The organism is Pseudomonas sp. WS 5410 (assembly GCF_012985645.1).
Lineage (GTDB): Bacteria > Pseudomonadota > Gammaproteobacteria > Pseudomonadales > Pseudomonadaceae > Aquipseudomonas > Aquipseudomonas shahriarae.
In genome coordinates, this window is record NZ_JAAQWS010000003.1 from 315,942 (window position 1) to 332,290 (window position 16,349).

The 16,349-nt window shown below is 61.9% G+C and carries 14 protein-coding genes; 6 read left to right on the forward strand and 8 right to left on the reverse strand.

Annotated elements, in window-relative coordinates; all coding sequences use genetic code 11:
- Window positions 1-116: 116 nt before the first annotated feature.
- From HBO24_RS07235 to HBO24_RS07245, 3 genes are read left to right on the forward strand one after another with little or no spacing between them, the layout of a single operon-like run.
- On the forward strand, window positions 117-1,715 hold the full coding sequence (locus HBO24_RS07235) for an ABC transporter permease subunit (protein ID WP_170059493.1): 1,599 nt from the start codon (window positions 117-119) through the stop codon (window positions 1,713-1,715).
- Window positions 1,712-2,527 (forward strand): ABC transporter ATP-binding protein, encoded by an 816-nt coding sequence (locus tag HBO24_RS07240; protein ID WP_170059494.1) that lies wholly within the window; start codon window positions 1,712-1,714, stop codon window positions 2,525-2,527. Before HBO24_RS07235 ends, HBO24_RS07240 begins: the two co-directional genes overlap by 4 nt.
- A 15-nt stretch (window positions 2,528-2,542) precedes the next feature.
- Window positions 2,543-4,153 carry an arylsulfatase gene (locus HBO24_RS07245; protein WP_170059495.1) on the forward strand — a complete coding sequence of 537 codons (1,611 nt, stop codon included), beginning with the start codon at window positions 2,543-2,545 and terminating at the stop codon, window positions 4,151-4,153.
- Window positions 4,154-4,281: 128 nt separating this feature from the next.
- Here the strand turns inward: HBO24_RS07245 and HBO24_RS07250 are convergent, their stop codons facing one another.
- Window positions 4,282-4,968, reverse strand: coding sequence for a Crp/Fnr family transcriptional regulator (locus tag HBO24_RS07250; protein ID WP_128593629.1), 687 nt, complete (start codon window positions 4,966-4,968; stop codon window positions 4,282-4,284).
- An 83-nt stretch (window positions 4,969-5,051) separates the two neighbouring features.
- Between HBO24_RS07250 and HBO24_RS07255 the strand changes: the two genes are divergently transcribed.
- The gene (locus HBO24_RS07255; protein WP_170044778.1) at window positions 5,052-5,576 is read left to right on the forward strand and encodes an Mpo1-like protein; all 525 of its coding nucleotides are present in this window, start codon (window positions 5,052-5,054) and stop codon (window positions 5,574-5,576) included.
- 125 nt (window positions 5,577-5,701) lie between these two features.
- On the opposite strand, the gene HBO24_RS07260 is transcribed toward HBO24_RS07255, so the two are convergent.
- The 6 genes from HBO24_RS07260 to dibA form a co-directional block, all read right to left on the reverse strand.
- Window positions 5,702-6,682: a sulfate ABC transporter ATP-binding protein gene (locus HBO24_RS07260; protein ID WP_057436996.1), complete on the reverse strand. Its 981-nt coding sequence runs from the start codon at window positions 6,680-6,682 to the stop codon at window positions 5,702-5,704.
- Between the two features lie 3 nt (window positions 6,683-6,685).
- Window positions 6,686-7,558 (reverse strand): sulfate ABC transporter permease subunit CysW, encoded by an 873-nt coding sequence (gene cysW / locus HBO24_RS07265; RefSeq protein ID WP_029299486.1) that lies wholly within the window; start codon window positions 7,556-7,558, stop codon window positions 6,686-6,688.
- Between the two features lie 13 nt (window positions 7,559-7,571).
- Window positions 7,572-8,390, reverse strand: a complete 819-nt coding sequence (gene cysT / locus HBO24_RS07270; protein ID WP_057436992.1) for a sulfate ABC transporter permease subunit CysT — start codon at window positions 8,388-8,390, stop codon at window positions 7,572-7,574.
- Window positions 8,391-8,557: 167 nt separating this feature from the next.
- A complete protein-coding gene (locus HBO24_RS07275; RefSeq protein ID WP_057436990.1) occupies window positions 8,558-9,568 on the reverse strand; it encodes a sulfate ABC transporter substrate-binding protein in 1,011 nt (336 codons plus the stop codon).
- Between the two features lie 75 nt (window positions 9,569-9,643).
- Window positions 9,644-9,826, reverse strand: coding sequence for a sulfur starvation response protein OscA (gene oscA, locus HBO24_RS07280; protein WP_057436988.1), 183 nt, complete (start codon window positions 9,824-9,826; stop codon window positions 9,644-9,646).
- Window positions 9,827-10,115: 289 nt separating this feature from the next.
- Window positions 10,116-12,026: a phosphodiesterase DibA gene (gene dibA / locus HBO24_RS07285; protein WP_170059496.1), complete on the reverse strand. Its 1,911-nt coding sequence runs from the start codon at window positions 12,024-12,026 to the stop codon at window positions 10,116-10,118.
- Between the two features lie 165 nt (window positions 12,027-12,191).
- On the opposite strand from dibA, the gene desA reads away from it, so the two are divergent.
- Window positions 12,192-13,376 (forward strand): delta-9 fatty acid desaturase DesA, encoded by a 1,185-nt coding sequence (gene desA / locus HBO24_RS07290; protein WP_057436984.1) that lies wholly within the window; start codon window positions 12,192-12,194, stop codon window positions 13,374-13,376.
- A 208-nt stretch (window positions 13,377-13,584) separates the two neighbouring features.
- A complete protein-coding gene (locus tag HBO24_RS07295; RefSeq protein ID WP_170059497.1) occupies window positions 13,585-14,589 on the forward strand; it encodes a sensor domain-containing diguanylate cyclase in 1,005 nt (334 codons plus the stop codon).
- 432 nt (window positions 14,590-15,021) lie between these two features.
- Here HBO24_RS07295 and HBO24_RS07300 read toward each other — a convergent pair whose 3' ends face one another.
- Window positions 15,022-16,233, reverse strand: coding sequence for an HDOD domain-containing protein (locus tag HBO24_RS07300; RefSeq protein WP_170059498.1), 1,212 nt, complete (start codon window positions 16,231-16,233; stop codon window positions 15,022-15,024).
- Window positions 16,234-16,349 lie beyond the last annotated feature (116 nt).

A 16,349-nucleotide genomic window follows, 5' to 3' on the forward strand; every position in this document is an offset into this window, starting at 1 on the left:
ATTGGATGCGTGTCGGGCAGAGGCTTTAAATGGTTTTTCTTATCCCTAAATAATCTTGATTGTTTGTTTATAAGATCAAAATCACATAACGCACTCGCCGACCACGGAGGTCTTCCATGGCCCGAATCTCACTGTTGAGCCTGCCGCTCGCCGCCCCCGCCAAGGCCGGGCGGGCACATTGGCCGAACCTGAGGGAACGCCTGCTGCCGTGGCTGCTGCCACTCACGCTGTTTGCGCTGTGGTGGCTGGCCAGCCGTCAGCACTGGATGAGCGAGCAGATATTGCCCGCCCCCGCGCTGGTCTGGAGCAGCGCCGTGGAACTGGCCGGCGGCGAGTTGTGGAGCCATTTGGCGATCAGCCTGCAACGGCTGTTCTGGGGATTGCTCGCAGGGGTCGGCGCCGGGGCGTTGCTGGGTGCGCTGCTGGGCTTGAGTGCACGCGCCGAGCGCCTGGTGTTCCCGACCTTCAGCGCCCTGTCGCAAGTCCCGACCCTGGCCTGGATCCCGCTGTTCATGGTGTTTTTCGGGATCGGCGAAACCCTTAAGCTGGTGGTGCTGGTCAAGGCGATTGTGGTGCCGGTGACCCTGCACACCCTGGTCGGCGTGCGCGATGCCCAGCCCGGTTTACGCGAGGCCGCGCGGGTGCTGCGCTTACCCACGCACCTGCTGATCCGCCGGCTGATCCTGCCCGCCGCACTGCCCGCATTCATGGCAGGTGTACGCCTGGCCCTGGCCGCCGGCTGGACCTCGTTGCTGGCCGTGGAATTGCTGGCCTCCAGCGAAGGCATCGGCTACCTGATGGTGTGGGCACGGCAGCTGTTCATGCTCGATATCGTATTTGTATGCATCGTGGTCATTGGCGTGCTGGGCGTGACGATGGATCGCGGCATTGGCTGGCTGGATCGCAAGTGGGTGCACTGGCCCCATCCGGCGACCGCGCAGATCCGCCGTGGCCCGCGCTACCAGGGCTGGCAACGCCTGCAACCGTGGTTGCTGCCCTTGAGCCTGTTGGCGCTGTGGCAGTCGGCGACAGCCCTGGACTGGGTCGATCCTAATATCCTGGTCAGCCCGTGGACCGTGTTGTACACCACCGCCAGCGGCATATTCGATGGCAGCCTGCTCAGCGCCCTGGGCAAAAGCCTGGGACGCACCTTGAGTGGCTTGCTCCTTGGCGGCGGGCTGGGTTTTGCCCTTGGCCTGCTGTTGGGCCTGTCGCGCCGCAGTGAGCGGGTACTGGGCCCAACCCTGGCGGCCCTGCGCCAGATCGCGATTTTTGCCTGGGTACCGCTGCTTACCGCCTGGTTCGGCCTGGGGGAGTTGGCCAAGTCGGTGTTTATCGCCCTTGCCGCGTTTTTCCCGCTGTTTATCGCCACCCAACGCAGCGTGCTCAACCTCTCGCCGCAGCTCAATGAAGCCGCCCAGGTGCTGCGCCTGAGCCTGGCCCTGCGCCTGCGCCGCCTGGTGCTGCCGGGGGCGGCGGCGGGCATTTTTGCCGGGCTGCGCCTGAGCCTGATCTACGCCTGGCTGGGCACCATCGGCGCGGAATATTTCATGCCGTCCAATGGCGGCATCGGCAGCCTGATGATCGGCGCCCAACAGCTGCTGCGCATGGACCTGATCATGAGCGGCATGCTCCTGGTCGGCCTCACGGGCGCGGCACTCAACCTTATCGGCCAACGCATCGAAACCCGCGCCACGCGCTGGAGACACGCATGACTGCACCTATCGTCAGCTTCAACCATGTGGGCAAGACCTTCGACGTCGATGGCTTCGAGCTGGAGGCCATCCGCGAATTCAACCTGGACATTGCCGAGGGCGAGTTCGTCGCGATCGTCGGTTCCAGCGGCTGCGGCAAATCCACCTTGCTGCGCCTGCTGATCGGCCTGGATACGCAGTTTCGCGGCGAAATCTGCGTCGATGGCAAGGCAGTGCAAGGCATCGGCGGCGAGCGCGGCATCGTGTTCCAGGAACACCGTTTGTTCCCGTGGCTGACGGTAGCAGAAAACATCGGCCTGGGCCTGGTCAACGAGCCCTTGAGCGAGGCCCAGCGCCAACAGCGCATCAGCGATTTTATCGAGCTGGTGGGCCTCACCGATTTCACCCGCGCCTACCCACACCAATTGTCTGGCGGCATGGCGCAACGGGTGGCAATCGCCCGCGGCCTGGTGGCCAGCCCGCGCATCCTATTGCTGGACGAGCCCTTCGGCGCCCTCGACGCCCTGACCCGCCAGCAGATGCAGGATGAACTGCTGGCGATCCGCGCCCGCGCCAGGATCACCACGGTGCTGGTGACCCACGATGTGGAAGAAGCGATTTTTCTTGCCGACCGCGTGGTGGTGATGGAGCCCCGGCCCGGGCGGATCAAGCAGGTGGTGGACATCGCCCTGCCCCATCCGCGCCAGCGCAGCAGTTTCGACTTCCACCAATTGCGCGAAGAACTGCTGCACGAGTTGATCAGCGACGACCATTACCAGCCGCCGCTGCGTGAACAGATCCGTGACCTGCCCCTGGCGTTTATTGCCTGCTGATTGAGGAGTGTCTTGATGTCGCAACGTCCCAACTTTCTAGTGATCCTGGCCGATGACATGGGCTTCTCCGACCTCGGGGCCTTTGGCGGGGAAATCTTTACACCGCACCTGGACGCCCTGGCGCTCAACGGCCTGCGCCTGACCGATTTTCACACCGCGCCCACCTGCTCGCCGACCCGTTCGATGCTGCTCACCGGCACTGACCACCATATCGCCGGCATCGGCACCATGGCCGAGGCGCTGACCCCGGAACTGATCGGCAAGCCGGGCTATGAAGGCTACCTCAACGACAAGGTGGTGGCCCTGCCCGAACTGCTGCGCGACGCCGGTTACCAGACCCTGATGAGCGGCAAATGGCACCTGGGACTGACCGCTGAACTGGCGCCCCACGCCCGGGGTTTCGAGCGCTCGTTTTCGCTGCTGCCGGGGGCGGCCAACCACTATGGCTTCGAGCCGACCTACGACGACACCACCCCTGGCCTGCTCAAATCCACCCCGGCGCTGTATATCGAGGACGACCACTTCGTCGAGCAATTGCCCGAAGGTTTCTATTCCTCCGATGCCTTTGGCGACAAGCTCTTGCAGTACCTCAAGGAACGCGACCAGGCCCGGCCGTTCTTCGCCTACCTGCCGTTTTCCGCCCCGCACTGGCCGTTGCAGGCGCCGGTAGAGATCGTCGACAAATACCGTGGCCGCTACGACGCCGGCCCCGAGGTGCTGCGCCTGGAGCGCCTGGAAAAACTCAAGGCCCTGGGGCTGATCGATGCCGATGTCGAGCCCCATCCGCTGATCGAACTGAACACCCAGTGGGCGGCCCTGAGCGATGAACAACGCCAGGTCTCGGCGCGGGCCATGGAAGTGTATGCGGCGATGGTCGAGCGCATGGACTGGAACATCGGCCGGGTGGTGGAGTACCTGCGCCAGCAGGGGCAACTGGACAATACCTTCATCCTGTTTATGTCCGACAACGGCGCCGAGGGCGCGCTGCTGGAAGCCTTCCCCAAATTCGGGCCTGAGCTGCTGACTTACCTCAACCAGCATTACGACAACAGCCTGGGCAACATCGGCCGCGCCAACTCCTATGTCTGGTATGGACCGTCCTGGGCCCAGGTGGCCACCGCGCCGTCGCGCCTGTTCAAGGCCTTCACCACCGAAGGCGGGATCCGCGTGCCGGCGCTGGTGCATTACCCGCAGCTGGCACTCAAGGGTCGGATCAGCCATGGCTTTGGCACGGTGATGGATATCACCCCGACCATTCTCGACCTGGCCGGCGTGCGCCACCCCGGTAAACAGTGGCGCGGCAAGCCGATTGCGCCGCTGCGGGGCAAGTCGTGGCTGGGCTTTTTGTCCGGGGAGACCCTGCAGGTGCACGATGAACACACCGTCACCGGCTGGGAACTGTTCGGCCGCCGGGCGATTCGCCAGGGGCAGTGGAAGGCGGTGTACATCCCAGGTCCCGTGGGGCCGGCGACCTGGCAGCTGTATGACTTGGGCAGGGATCCCGGAGAGATCCATGACCTGGCGTCGAGCCAGCCGGAAAAGCTGGCGACCTTGATTGGCCATTGGCAACAGTATGTGGAGGAGACGGGGGTGGTGCTGAGTGCTTCGCCGTTTCAGCCGGACTGAGGTTATTTAGTGCCTGGGAGGGCCCTTTCGCGAGCAAGCCCGCTCCCACATTTGACCGAGTACATTCTTTGGAATGTGGTCGGATGTGGGAGCGGGCTTGCTCGCGAAAGGGCCGCTACAGGCACCGCCTACCCCTGCGCCATCTCCCGCAACCGCTGGGCATCGAGTATCTCAATCTCCCCATACCCCAACCGCACAACGCCCTGCTCTTGCAACGCCTTGAGCAGCGCATTGGTGGTCTGGCGCGACACACCCAGCATCGCCGCCAAATCCTCCTGCGCCAATTGCACCACACGCCGCGAGCCGTCGATCTCGCCATAACCCTCGGCAATCATCCACAACCGATGGGCCACCCGCACCGACGCGGGCGCAAGGCTCAACTGCTCGATATTGATAAAGGTCAGCCGCAACTTCTGGCTCATCAGCAAGGCCATGTCCCGCCAATAGGCCGGGCTGTGCGCAAGCAAGTGCAGGATCGCCGACTGCGGGACCTGCAACAGCGTGCAAGGCCCGACCGCACAAGCGTCGTGGGTGCGTGGCAGGCCGTCGAACACGGCGATTTCGCCAAACCAGAAAGGCGCTTGCGCCAGGCTCAACAACGCTTCCTTGCCCTGCTCGTTCACCGCGCTGATGCGCAGGCTGCCATCGAGCACCGCATACAAGCCGCACGGTGGGTCGCCGCGCTTGAACAGCACCTGCCCCGCCGCCAGCTGCCGCACGCGGGCGTTGGCCAGCAAGCTATGCTGCAAAGGAGCAGGCAGATGGCGGTACCAGTGGCCGCTGGACAGGCGCCCATGCCAAGACTCTGCGTCCATGAGAACTCCAAAGATTGTCGCCCAGTTGACAGTTTGTCGCAGTCCTACAGGGCATGATCAAGCATCCTACAGGAGGAATAACAATGAAAAGCCTCGTCGACCATCTGAGCCAATACGCCGCCTACCACCGCGACCCCCGCAACATCGCCAGCCACTTTATCGGCATCCCCATGATCGTGGTGGCCGTCGCCGTGCTGCTGTCACGCCCCGAATGGCAAGTGACCGGCCTGTGGCTGTCACCGGCGGTGCTGCTGGCACTGTTTTCTGCGGGGTTCTACCTGCGCCTGGAACTGGCGCTGGGGGTGTTGATGAGCGTGCTGATGGGCCTGTCGGTGTGGGCCGGGCATGTGCTGGCGGCGCAAAGCACGCTGGTGTGGCTCAGCAGTGGTATCGGCCTGTTTGTGCTGGGCTGGGTGATCCAGTTTGTCGGCCACTACTACGAGGGGCGCAAGCCTGCGTTCGTCGATGACGTGTCCGGGCTGATCGTGGGGCCGTTGTTTGTGGTGGCGGAGCTGGCGTTTCTGCTGGGGTTGCGCCATGAGCTCAAGCGGCAGATTGAAGAGCGGGCGGGGCCGGTGCGCGCGCGTCACAAGAACGCCACGGTCTGAGAAGCACCGGTAATCCAAATGTGGGAGCGGGCTTGCTCGCGAAAGCGGTGGTTCAGTCGGTACATCCAGTGACTGACACTGCGCGTTCGCGAGCAAGCCCGCTCCCACAGATTTTTTGCAATTTTTTAAGCCTTTTGCCAGACCTTGGGCTTGAAGAACAACGTCTCACCCCGCGCCAGCCCGGTCAGGCTGTCGTGATCCTTCACCACTTCCGCTTCGATCAGTTCGCTCTGGCCTTCGACCTTCAGCGTGACCCGCGTGGTGGCGCCCAGCGGGCGGATGTCGCGCACTTGCGCAGCATGGTGGTCTTCCAGTTCATGGCGTGACAACGACACTTCGTGGGGGCGGAACAGCAGGTGCTGGTCTTCACCCAGGTGCAGGCGGTTGGAATCGCCGAGGAAGTGATAGACGAAATCGCTGGCCGGGTTTTCGTAGACGTCGCCCGGTGAGCCGATCTGCTCGATCACGCCCTTGTTCATCACCACGATGCGGTCGGCAACTTCCATGGCTTCTTCCTGGTCGTGGGTCACGAACACCGAGGTCAGGTTGATGTCCTCGTGCAGACGTGCCAGCCAGCGGCGCAGTTCCTTGCGGACCTTGGCGTCCAGGGCGCCGAAAGGCTCGTCGAGCAGCAGTACCTTGGGCTCCACCGCCAGGGCACGGGCCAGGGCGATCCGCTGGCGCTGGCCGCCGGAGAGTTGTTCCGGGTAGCGGTCCGACAGCCAGTCCAGTTGCACCATGTTCAGCAGTTCGTGGACCTTGGCGGCGATCTGGGTTTCGTTCGGGCGCTGGTTCTTCGGCTTCATGCGCAGGCCGAAGGCGACGTTGTCGAACACGGTCATGTGGCGGAACAACGCGTAGTGCTGGAACACAAAGCCGACGTTGCGATCACGCACATCGTGGCCGGACACGTCTTCACCGTGGAACACGATGCTCCCGGCATCCGGGGTTTCCAGGCCGGCAATGATGCGCAGCAAGGTGGTCTTGCCGCAGCCGGAGGGGCCAAGCAAAGCCACCAGCTCGCCACTCTGGATATCCAGGTTGATGCTGTCCAGGGCCTTGAAGGCGTTGAAGTTCTTGCTGACGTTACGGACTTCGATCGACATGACTTATTCCTCAGCCGCACCGGCGCGCAGGCGGTTAATACGATTCTCGCTCCACTGCTTGAGCAGCAGGATGAAGAGCGCCAGGATCAGCAACAGACTCGCCACCGCAAACGCGGCGACGTGGTTGTATTCGTTGTAGAGAATCTCGACGTGCAGCGGCAGGGTGTTGGTCACGCCGCGAATGTGCCCGGACACCACCGACACCGCGCCAAACTCACCCATCGCCCGCGCGGTACACAGCACCACGCCGTAGATCAGGCCCCACTTGATGTTGGGCACGGTGACATGCCAGAACATCTGCCAGCCATTGGCGCCCAGCAGGCGTGCGGCTTCTTCTTCCTGGGTGCCCTGCTCCTGCATCAGCGGGATCAGTTCACGGGCCACGAACGGCACGGTGACGAAGATCGTCGCCAGCACGATGCCCGGCAAGGCGAAGACGATCTGGATATCGTGATCCTGCAGCCACGGGCCGAAGAACCCCTGGGCACCGAACATCAGCACATAGACCAGACCGGCGATGACCGGCGAGACCGAGAACGGCAGGTCGATCAGGGTCACCAGCATGCTTTTGCCACGGAATGAGTACTTGCTCACGCACCAGGCCGCACTGACGCCGAATACCAGGTTGAGCGGCACCGAAATCAGCACCGCAATCACCGTCAGCTTCAAGGCCGACAGCGCGTCCGGCTCAAAGATCGCGGCAAAGAATGCGCCCAGGCCGAGCTTGAGGCCCTGGGACACCACGATAAACAGCGGCAACAGCAAAAACAGGGCGAAGATCAGCCAGCCAAGGCCGATCAGGATGCGTCGCGACACCGCACTGCCACGGCGGGCAGCATTGGCCGAAGACGCGGCGGAAATAGACGATTGGGACATGTTCCGCGCCTCCTTATGGGTGTTCGATGCGCCGCTGCAACAAGTTGATCAGCAGCAGCAGGACAAAGGAAACCACCAGCATCAGCACGCCGATGGAGGTAGCGCCGGTGTAGTCGTATTGGTCGAGCTTGACCATGATCAGCAGCGGCAGGATCTCGGTTTTCATCGGCATGTTGCCGGCGATGAAAATCACCGAACCGTACTCACCCACACCTCGGGCGAACGCCAGGGCGAACCCGGTCAGCCAGGCCGGCAGCAGCGCCGGCACGAGGATGTAGCGAAACACCTGCCAGGGCTTGGCGCCCAGGCAGGCGGCGGCTTCTTCGATTTCCCGGGGGATATCGGCCAGCACCGGCTGCACCGTACGCACCACGAAAGGCAGCGTGACGAAGGTCAGGGCCAGGGTGATGCCCAGCGGGGTGTAGGCGATCTTGAAGCCCATGTCGGTGGCGAACTGGCCGACCAGGCCGGAGGGCGCGTACAGCGCGGTCAGCGCAATACCGGCCACGGCGGTGGGCAGGGCAAACGGCAGGTCGATCATCGCGTCGATGATCTTGCGCCCGGGGAAGGTGTAGCGCACCAGCACCCACGCCAGCAGCGTACCGATCACGCCGTTGATCAGCGCGGCATACAGGGCGGTACTGAAGCTCAACTTCAAGGCTGCCCAGACCCGCGGCGCCGAGATGATGGCCCAGAACTGATCCCAGGTGAGTTGGGCGGCGTGGACGAACATGGCCGCCAGCGGTATGAGCACAATCAGGCTGAGGTACACCAAGGTGTAGCCCAGCGTCAGCCCGAAGCCGGGTATGACGGGGGAGATACGACGCGACATAAAAGTCCTTGGTTAACAGTTCAATACCACTGCAGGAACGAACTCATGTGGGAGCGGGCTTACTCGCGAAAGCGGTGTGCCAGTCAACGCATTTAGTGACTGACATACCGCTTTCGCGAGCAAGCCCGCTCCCACACAAGCCGCATTCCACAGGGAGGCCGTGTTGGTTATTGGGCAGTGTAGATCTGGTCGAACACGCCACCGTCGTTGAAGAATTTCGGTTGGGCAGTTTTCCAGCCGCCGAAGTCTTTGTCGATAGTCACCAGTTCCAGTTTCGGGAACTGCTGGGCGTACTTGGCGGCCACATCCTTGTCACGCGGGCGGTAGAAGTTCTTCGCCGCGATTTCCTGGCCAGCCGGGCTGTACAGGTGGTTGAGGTACGCCGTAGCGATTTCGGTGTTGCCCTTTTTCTCGGCGTTCTTGTCGACCACGGCCACGGGCGGCTCGGCGAGGATCGACAGGGACGGCACGATGATGTCGAACTTGTCAGCGCCGCCATCTTCCTTGAGGGCCAGGAACGCTTCGTTTTCCCAGGCCAGCAACACGTCACCCTGACCGTTGTTGACGAAGGTGATGGTCGAACCGCGCGCACCGGTGTCGAGGATCGGCACGTGCTTGAACAGCGCTTTCACGTATTCCTGGGCCTTGGCTTCGCTGCCACCGGCCTTGAGGCCATAGGCCCAGGCGGCGAGGAAGTTCCAGCGGGCGCCGCCGGAGGTTTTCGGGTTCGGCGTGATCACCGAGACGTCGTTCTTGATCAAGTCGCCCCAGTCCTTGATGCCCTTGGGGTTGCCCTTGCGCACCAGGAACACGATGGTCGAGGTGTATGGCGTGCTGGCTTCAGGCAGGCGGGTCTGCCAGTTCTCTGGCAGGGTCTTGCCCAGCTTGGCGATTTCGTCGATGTCGCCGGCCAGGGCCAGGGTCACCACGTCGGCGCGCAGGCCGTCGATCACCGCCCGGCCCTGCTTGCCCGAACCACCGTGGGATTGCTGGATCTTGACGTTGTCGCCAGGGTGCGCCTTTTTCCAGAAACTGGTGAATTCGGCGTTGTACTCCTGGTACAGCTCACGGGTCGGATCGTAGGAAACGTTAAGCAGCTCGTAATCCTTGGCCACTGCGGAACCGGCAAACACGGCGCTGGCCAGGGCGGCCAGGGCGTAACGGCGAATCGACGACATAGACAAGCTCCTGAAATTCTTGGGTGTTGGCTTTTCTTATAAGTACGGGTCCTGCAATCGAAGCGCCGTCTTGGCTCAGCTCGTTTTGTTGCCCGGGCTCTGCAAGCGGAATTTCTCTTTACGTTCGATCTGCACCACTTGGGCGTTGTGTACGGTGATTTCCACTGCGCCGAAACGCAGGTCACGCAATGCGCTTTGGATCTCGCGCAAAATGGCTGCTTCGTCCTGGCCGTCAACGCTGCGTAGAGATGCGCTCATGGTCGTGCTCCTGAAATGAGAAGTGCCTGGCAGTGGCGGCACTGCTTGCGGCGTGAGGGCGATAGTAGATAAGCGCGGATATTCTTAAAAATACTATTTAAGAATGTTTATATAACCAGAAAGAATTTTCAGGCAGGACACGACGTTAAGGCGTGCGCAGATAAAAATGTGGGAGCGGGCTTGCCCGCGATGACGGAGTGTCAGCCAGTAAATCTGGCACTGATACACCGCTATCGCGGGCAAGCCCGCTCCCACATTTTTTATTGCATTCCAACCCCGGGGGGTGGGGTTAGTGGATGGCGGGGGCTAGGGCCCAATCAATCTCTGCCGCCAGCATCGGCCGGCCAAACCAGTAGCCCTGGCCCAGGTCGCATTGGTGATTCAACAGGAACCGCGCCTGTTCCATCTGCTCGATACCCTCGGCTTGCACCTGCATACCCATGCTCTGCGCCAGGGCGATGACTACCCGCACAATCGCCGCATCGTCTTCATCCCACGGCAGGCCGGCGACGAAGCCCTGGTCGATTTTCAGCTTCTGCACCGGCAACCGCTTGAGGCGCAGCAGTGACGAATAGCCAGTGCCGAAGTCGTCGATAGCCAGGCTCAGGCCCAGTTCGCGCAGGCGGTGCAGTTGTTCCAGGGCCACTTCCGGGTCGTCCATCACTGCGCTTTCGGTGACTTCCAGTTCCAGCTTCGCCGGGTCCAGGCCGGTGTCGTGCAGCACCTTGGCCACCTGCTCGAACAATTCGTGGCGGGCAAACAGGCGGCTGGAGATATTGACCGCCATAAAGGACAGGTTCTTGCCGTCTGCCAGCCACTGGCACATCTGGCGACAGGCCTGCTCCATGACCCAGCCGTCAATCTCGGCGATCAACCCGGTGCGTTCGGCAATCGGGATAAATTCTGCCGGTGACACCAGGCCGCGCAGCGGGTGCTGCCAGCGCACCAGGGCTTCCACACCAATCATCCGGCTGGTTTGCAGGTCGTGGACCGGCTGGTAGTAGACCCGCAGCTCTTGCTGATCGAGGGCGCGACGCAGCTCATTGCCGATCTCGATCCGGTGCTGGGCGTGGGCGGTCAGTTCCTCGGTGTACAGGGCGTAGCCTTCGCGCCCGGAACTCTTGGCCTTGAACAACGCGGAGTCGGCGTTGCGCAGCAGCTGTTCGGCACTCAGGGCATCGCTGGGGAACAGGCTGATGCCGATACTCACGCTGACAAACAGCTGGTGGCCGTTGAACACGAACGGCTGCTTCATGCTGTCAATGATGCGCTGGGCCAGGGCGGCCGCCTGGACCACCTGTGGACAACTTTCCGCCAGCACCGCGAACTCATCGCCGCCCAGGCGCGCCAAAGTCACGCCGGGACCGAACAAGCCCTGCAGGCGCTCGCCCACGGCCTTGAGCAACTGGTCGCCTACATTGTGACCCAGGCTGTCGTTGATGATCTTGAAGTGGTCCAGATCCAGCATCAACAGCGCACAGCCACGCTTGTGAATCTGCGCCGAGGCCAGCGCCTGCTCGGCGCGGTCGGTGAACAACAGGCGGTTGGGCAGGTCGGTCAACGGGTCGTGGTGGGCCAGGTGCGCCAGTTCGTGCTCGGAATGCTTGATGGCGCTGATGTCGGAAAACACCGCCACGTAATGGCTGACCTGGCCCTGGTCATCGTGGATGACACGGATGGTTTGCCACTGTGGATAAATTTCCCCGCTTTTACGGCGGTTCCAGATCTCGCCGCTCCACTCGCCCTCTTGGTTGAGGGCGCGAAACATCTGCTCATAAAAATCCGGCGAATGGCGCCCGGACTTGAACAGGCTCGGCTGGTGGCCCATCACGTCTTCCACCTGGTAACCGGTGATTTCAATAAACGCGCGGTTGACGTGGACTATCTGCCCGCGGGCGTCGGTGACCAGCACCCCTTCGCGGGTGCAATCGAACACCGCCGCCGCCTGGCGCAGGCGCTCGCGATTTTCCGTCAAGGGTTGCTGGATGCGATGGGCCCGCGCACTGCGGGCGCACAACAGGAAAATAAACAGGGCGCTGAGGGTCACCCACAGATAGCCGCGCAGCATCTGCCAGTGAATCATTTCCTTGGGTTCATCGATAAAATTGTTAAATACCTGCTGACTGAGCTGTATCCACAAGACCGAAAGCAACAAGTACACCAGCCCTGCACGTAGGGCACCTCGGTATGAAAGCAGCATATGACTAGTAATCCTTACTAAAAAACAGAATCGCCCTACAGAGGCTGCGGATTATAGGACAAGTAACATCTCGTCACTCCTATCTGAAAGGGTGACTGGTTTTATCTGTAGGCTAAGTGATAATGCGTCAGTTGTTCTTATCTTTATCTGAGGGCCATACAGCCTATGTGGTACAACGGTTTTCTTGACTTGTCAGCCTGGCAACTGGTGGCAGTCACTCTGTTGATGACCCACGTGACCATTATCGGTGTCACGGTCTATCTACACCGCTATTCAGCCCACCGCTCCCTGGAGCTCAATGCTGGCCTGAAACACTTCTTCCGCTTCTGGCTGTGGCTGACCACGGCGCAGAATACCCGCGAATGGACCGCTATCCACCGCAAACACCACGCCAAGTGCGAAACCGTCGACGATCCCCACAGCCCGGTGATCAAGGGCCTGTCCACGGTCCTGCGCAAAGGTGCCGAGCTGTATCGCGCCGAGGCGGAAAACCCCGAGACCCTGCGCATCTACGGCAAGAACTGCCCGGACGACTGGATCGAACGCAAGCTCTATACCCGCTATCCGCTGCTGGGCGTGGCCCTCATGGGCGTTATCGACGTGCTGCTGTTCGGCACCATCGGCATCACCATCTGGGCGATCCAGATGATGTGGATCCCGTTCTGGGCCGCCGGCGTGATCAACGGCCTGGGGCATGCCATCGGTTATCGCAACTTCGAATGCCGCGACGCGGCGACCAACCTGGTGCCGTGGGGCATCATCGTCGGTGGCGAAGAGCTGCATAACAACCATCACACCTACCCCAACTCCGCCAAACTGTCGGTGAAGAAGTGGGAATTCGACCTGGGCTGGGCCTGGATCCAAGTGTTCAGCTTCCTGCGCCTGGCCAAGGTGCAGCGCGTGGCGCCGATTGCCCATCGGGTGGAAGGCAAGGGCCACCTGGACATGGACACCGCCATGGCGATCCTCAACAACCGCTTCCAGATCATGGCCCAGTACCGCAAGTTGGTGATTGCGCCGCTGGTCAAGCAGGAGCTGGAGAAGGTCGATCATTCGGTACGCCACCAGTTCCACCGGGCCAAGCGCCTGCTGTCACGGGAAACCAGCCTGCTGGATGAGCGCCACCATGTGCGCATCCAGAGCATGCTGGAGCACAGCCAGGCCTTGAAGGTGATCTACGAAAAGCGCCTGGCGCTGCAACAGATCTGGCTCAAGACCAGCAGTAACGGGCATGACATGCTCGCGGCCATCAAGGAGTGGGTGCACGAGGCCGAGGCCAGCGGGATCCAATCCCTGCGCGACTTTGCCCACCAGTTGAAAACCTATTCGTTGCGCCCCGCAAACGCCTAGGTGTTGCAGGAGCCGGGAGGACGCCCAGTCCTTACCGGCTCCACAGTTTTTTGGCGCCATTTCACAGTCACCGAACATTCCGTCTCAATCGCGACTGATAACGGAACTTAGCTGCAATTCCCCTCTCTCAAACAACACTTCGCCATCCTGGCGGGCCTTGTTTTGACTGCTGTTCAATGCTGCGGCATGTCCAGAGAGAATTGTGCCGATGGTCCACGAAACGGACTCCCCGATCCCCACCACACCTGACTCAACGGATACGTCACGGCCGGCTGCCGCTACCTTGCTGGCGTTGATGCATGCCCAGGGCGAAGTGGAGCGTCTGAGCCAGCGTGAACAGCTGTTGAGCTCGCTGCTGGTCAGTGTGAACGCCGTGCTCTGGGCCATCGAGTGGGAGACCCGCCGCGTGCTGTACGTAAGCCCGGCCTATGAGCGCATCTTCGGGCGCTCGGCCAGCCTACTGTTGGCCGAGCACCGTGGCTGGCGCGACAGCATCCACCCTGAAGACCAGCATTACGCCGAGCACAGCCTGGCCCAGGTGCTGGAGCTGGGGGCGGTCGAGAATCGCCAGTACCGCATCATCACCGCAGACGGGCAGATCCGCTGGCTCAGCGACAAGTGCTTCACCAACCAACAGGCCACCCCAGGGAAACCGTTGATTGTGGTGGGCATCGCTGAGGACATCACCGAAAAAAAGCACCTGGAACTCGAGCTGCAGCGCCTGGCCACCACCGACGTGCTAACCCGCAGCAGCAACCGTCGCCACTTCTTCGAGTGCGCCCATCACGAATTCGAACGTGCCTGCACCCAAGGCCTGCCCCTGGCCTTCCTGTTGCTGGATATAGATAACTTCAAGGCCATCAACGACACCTACGGCCACCTGGAGGGCGATCAGGTGTTATTGCGTATCGCCGAGAGCGGCCGCGGGGTATTGCGCCGTGGCGACCTGTTCGGGCGCATTGGCGGCGAGGAATTTGCTGCGGTGCTGCCGGGGTGCGAACCGGAAAGGGCCATGCAGGTCGCCGAACGCCTGGGGCAGGAAGTGCGCCAACTGGAATTCAGCCATGACGGCCGGCCCTATGGCGTGACCGTCAGCCAGGGCCTGGCCAGCCTCACCGCCGCAGATGCAACCCTGGACAGCCTGTTCGCCCGGGCTGATGCGGCCATGTATGAAGCCAAGCGCCAGGGCAAGAACCGGGTGATTGTCGGCTGAATGCCTGCCCTTTCACGGCCCTAAAAAATAGCGCCTGGACCACCGCCATCGCGGGCAAGCCCGCTCCCACAGGGGATCTCGACCAGACTGGGAATTCTGGATACCCCACAAACCCCATGTGGGATCTCGACCAGGCTGGGAGTTCTGGATACTCCACAAACCCCATGTGGGAGCTCGACCAGGCTGGGAGTTCTGGATACTCCACAAACCCCATGTGGGATCTCGACCAGGCTGGGAATTCTGGATACCCCACAAACCCCATGTGGGAGCTCGACCAGGCTGGGAGTTCTGGATACTCCACAAACCCCATGTGGGAGCTCGACCAGGCTGGGAGTTCTGGACACACCACAAATCAAATGTGGGAGTTGTCGAGCTTTAGCGAGGCTACGATGGCGGCGGCACATTCAGCATTGTTGCTGCCAGACACAGCGCCTACCCAGGCTTGCGGATGCGCGTCAGCTCTGCAAACCCGACCTTGAGCAACCTCGCCGTCTTGCCCTTGGCTAACACCTCGACCCCTTCATGCTCCGTCAGCCCTGCCAGTTGCGCCGCGATGTTCATCACCAGCGCCTCACGGGAATACACCCCGCCTTCCAGGGAGTAGGTCGCCGCGATCAGTTGGCGCAGCTCCAGGGGCAAGCGCCAGCGCGTGCGCAGCGCCGAGCCATAGCTGGCGCCAAAGGTGGACAATGACTCGCCAATCAACGCCTCATCCAGTTCACCACCGCCCTGGCGCCACTCCTGCAAGCTGCGCAGCAGGGCCAGGTCACCCAACCGATGGAGAATACCGGCGCTGTAACAGCGTTCGTGTTCCAGGTCGAGCATGCGCGCCAGTGAACGACCGTATTGCGCCGTCCGCTGGGACAATTGCCAGTAACGCTCAGCGTATTCCATCAGGCTGGCATCGCTGAGGATCACGTTGTGCTTGAGGGCCAGGCCGAGGATCAGGTTCATGCTCTGCCCGGCGGCCAGTTTGTGCAGCGCCATGGACAGGGTCTGCACCGGTGTGCCGTGCTGGCCGGCGCTGTTGGCGGCGGCGATCAGCACCGCGGTGATCTGTGGATCAACCTTGACCTGCTCTTCCAATTGCTTGAGATCCAGCCCCTGCGGCGTGAGGCTGCGTTGCACGGCCGCCTTGACGTCAACCCGCAGCGGCGCGCCGTCCGACAGCTCGCGACGCTGCTCCAGGAACACCGGCAAGGACACGCCCGCCGCCAGGGCGGGGGGTTCGCAATACACCGTTTCGCCTTCGTTGAGCAACAAATCCTGCAGGCGTTGCGTAAGACCCTCCATGTTCAGTGGCTTGGTCAGGTAGGCGGTGGGCGCCAGCGGCAATACCTCGCGCACGCTGGCGCCGTCATTGCGTGTACTCAGCAGGATGAACGGCAACACGGGCACCCGCCGACGCTGACGCACACTGCGCAACAGGCTCAGGCCGTCAACGCCCGGCAGCTCCCAATCGGCAATGATCAAATCGTAGGATTTGTCTCGCAGCAGCTCGGCGGCGTGCTGCCCGTCGGCGCACACATCCAGCCGCGCGTCGCAGCGCACATTCAACAACACCTGCTTGAGCAGATCCCGCGACCAAGGGTCGGGCTCGGCAATCAGCACACGGGGTACAGCAGGTAAATCAACAGCAGTCATGCAGCACGCTCCATCGGCAATCCTTGCACATTAGACAAAGGAAGCGCCTGCGTACAAGGAACAAGGCCTGAATAGGTGCATAGCCCACAAAAAAACCCGCCGAAGCGGGTTTTTTT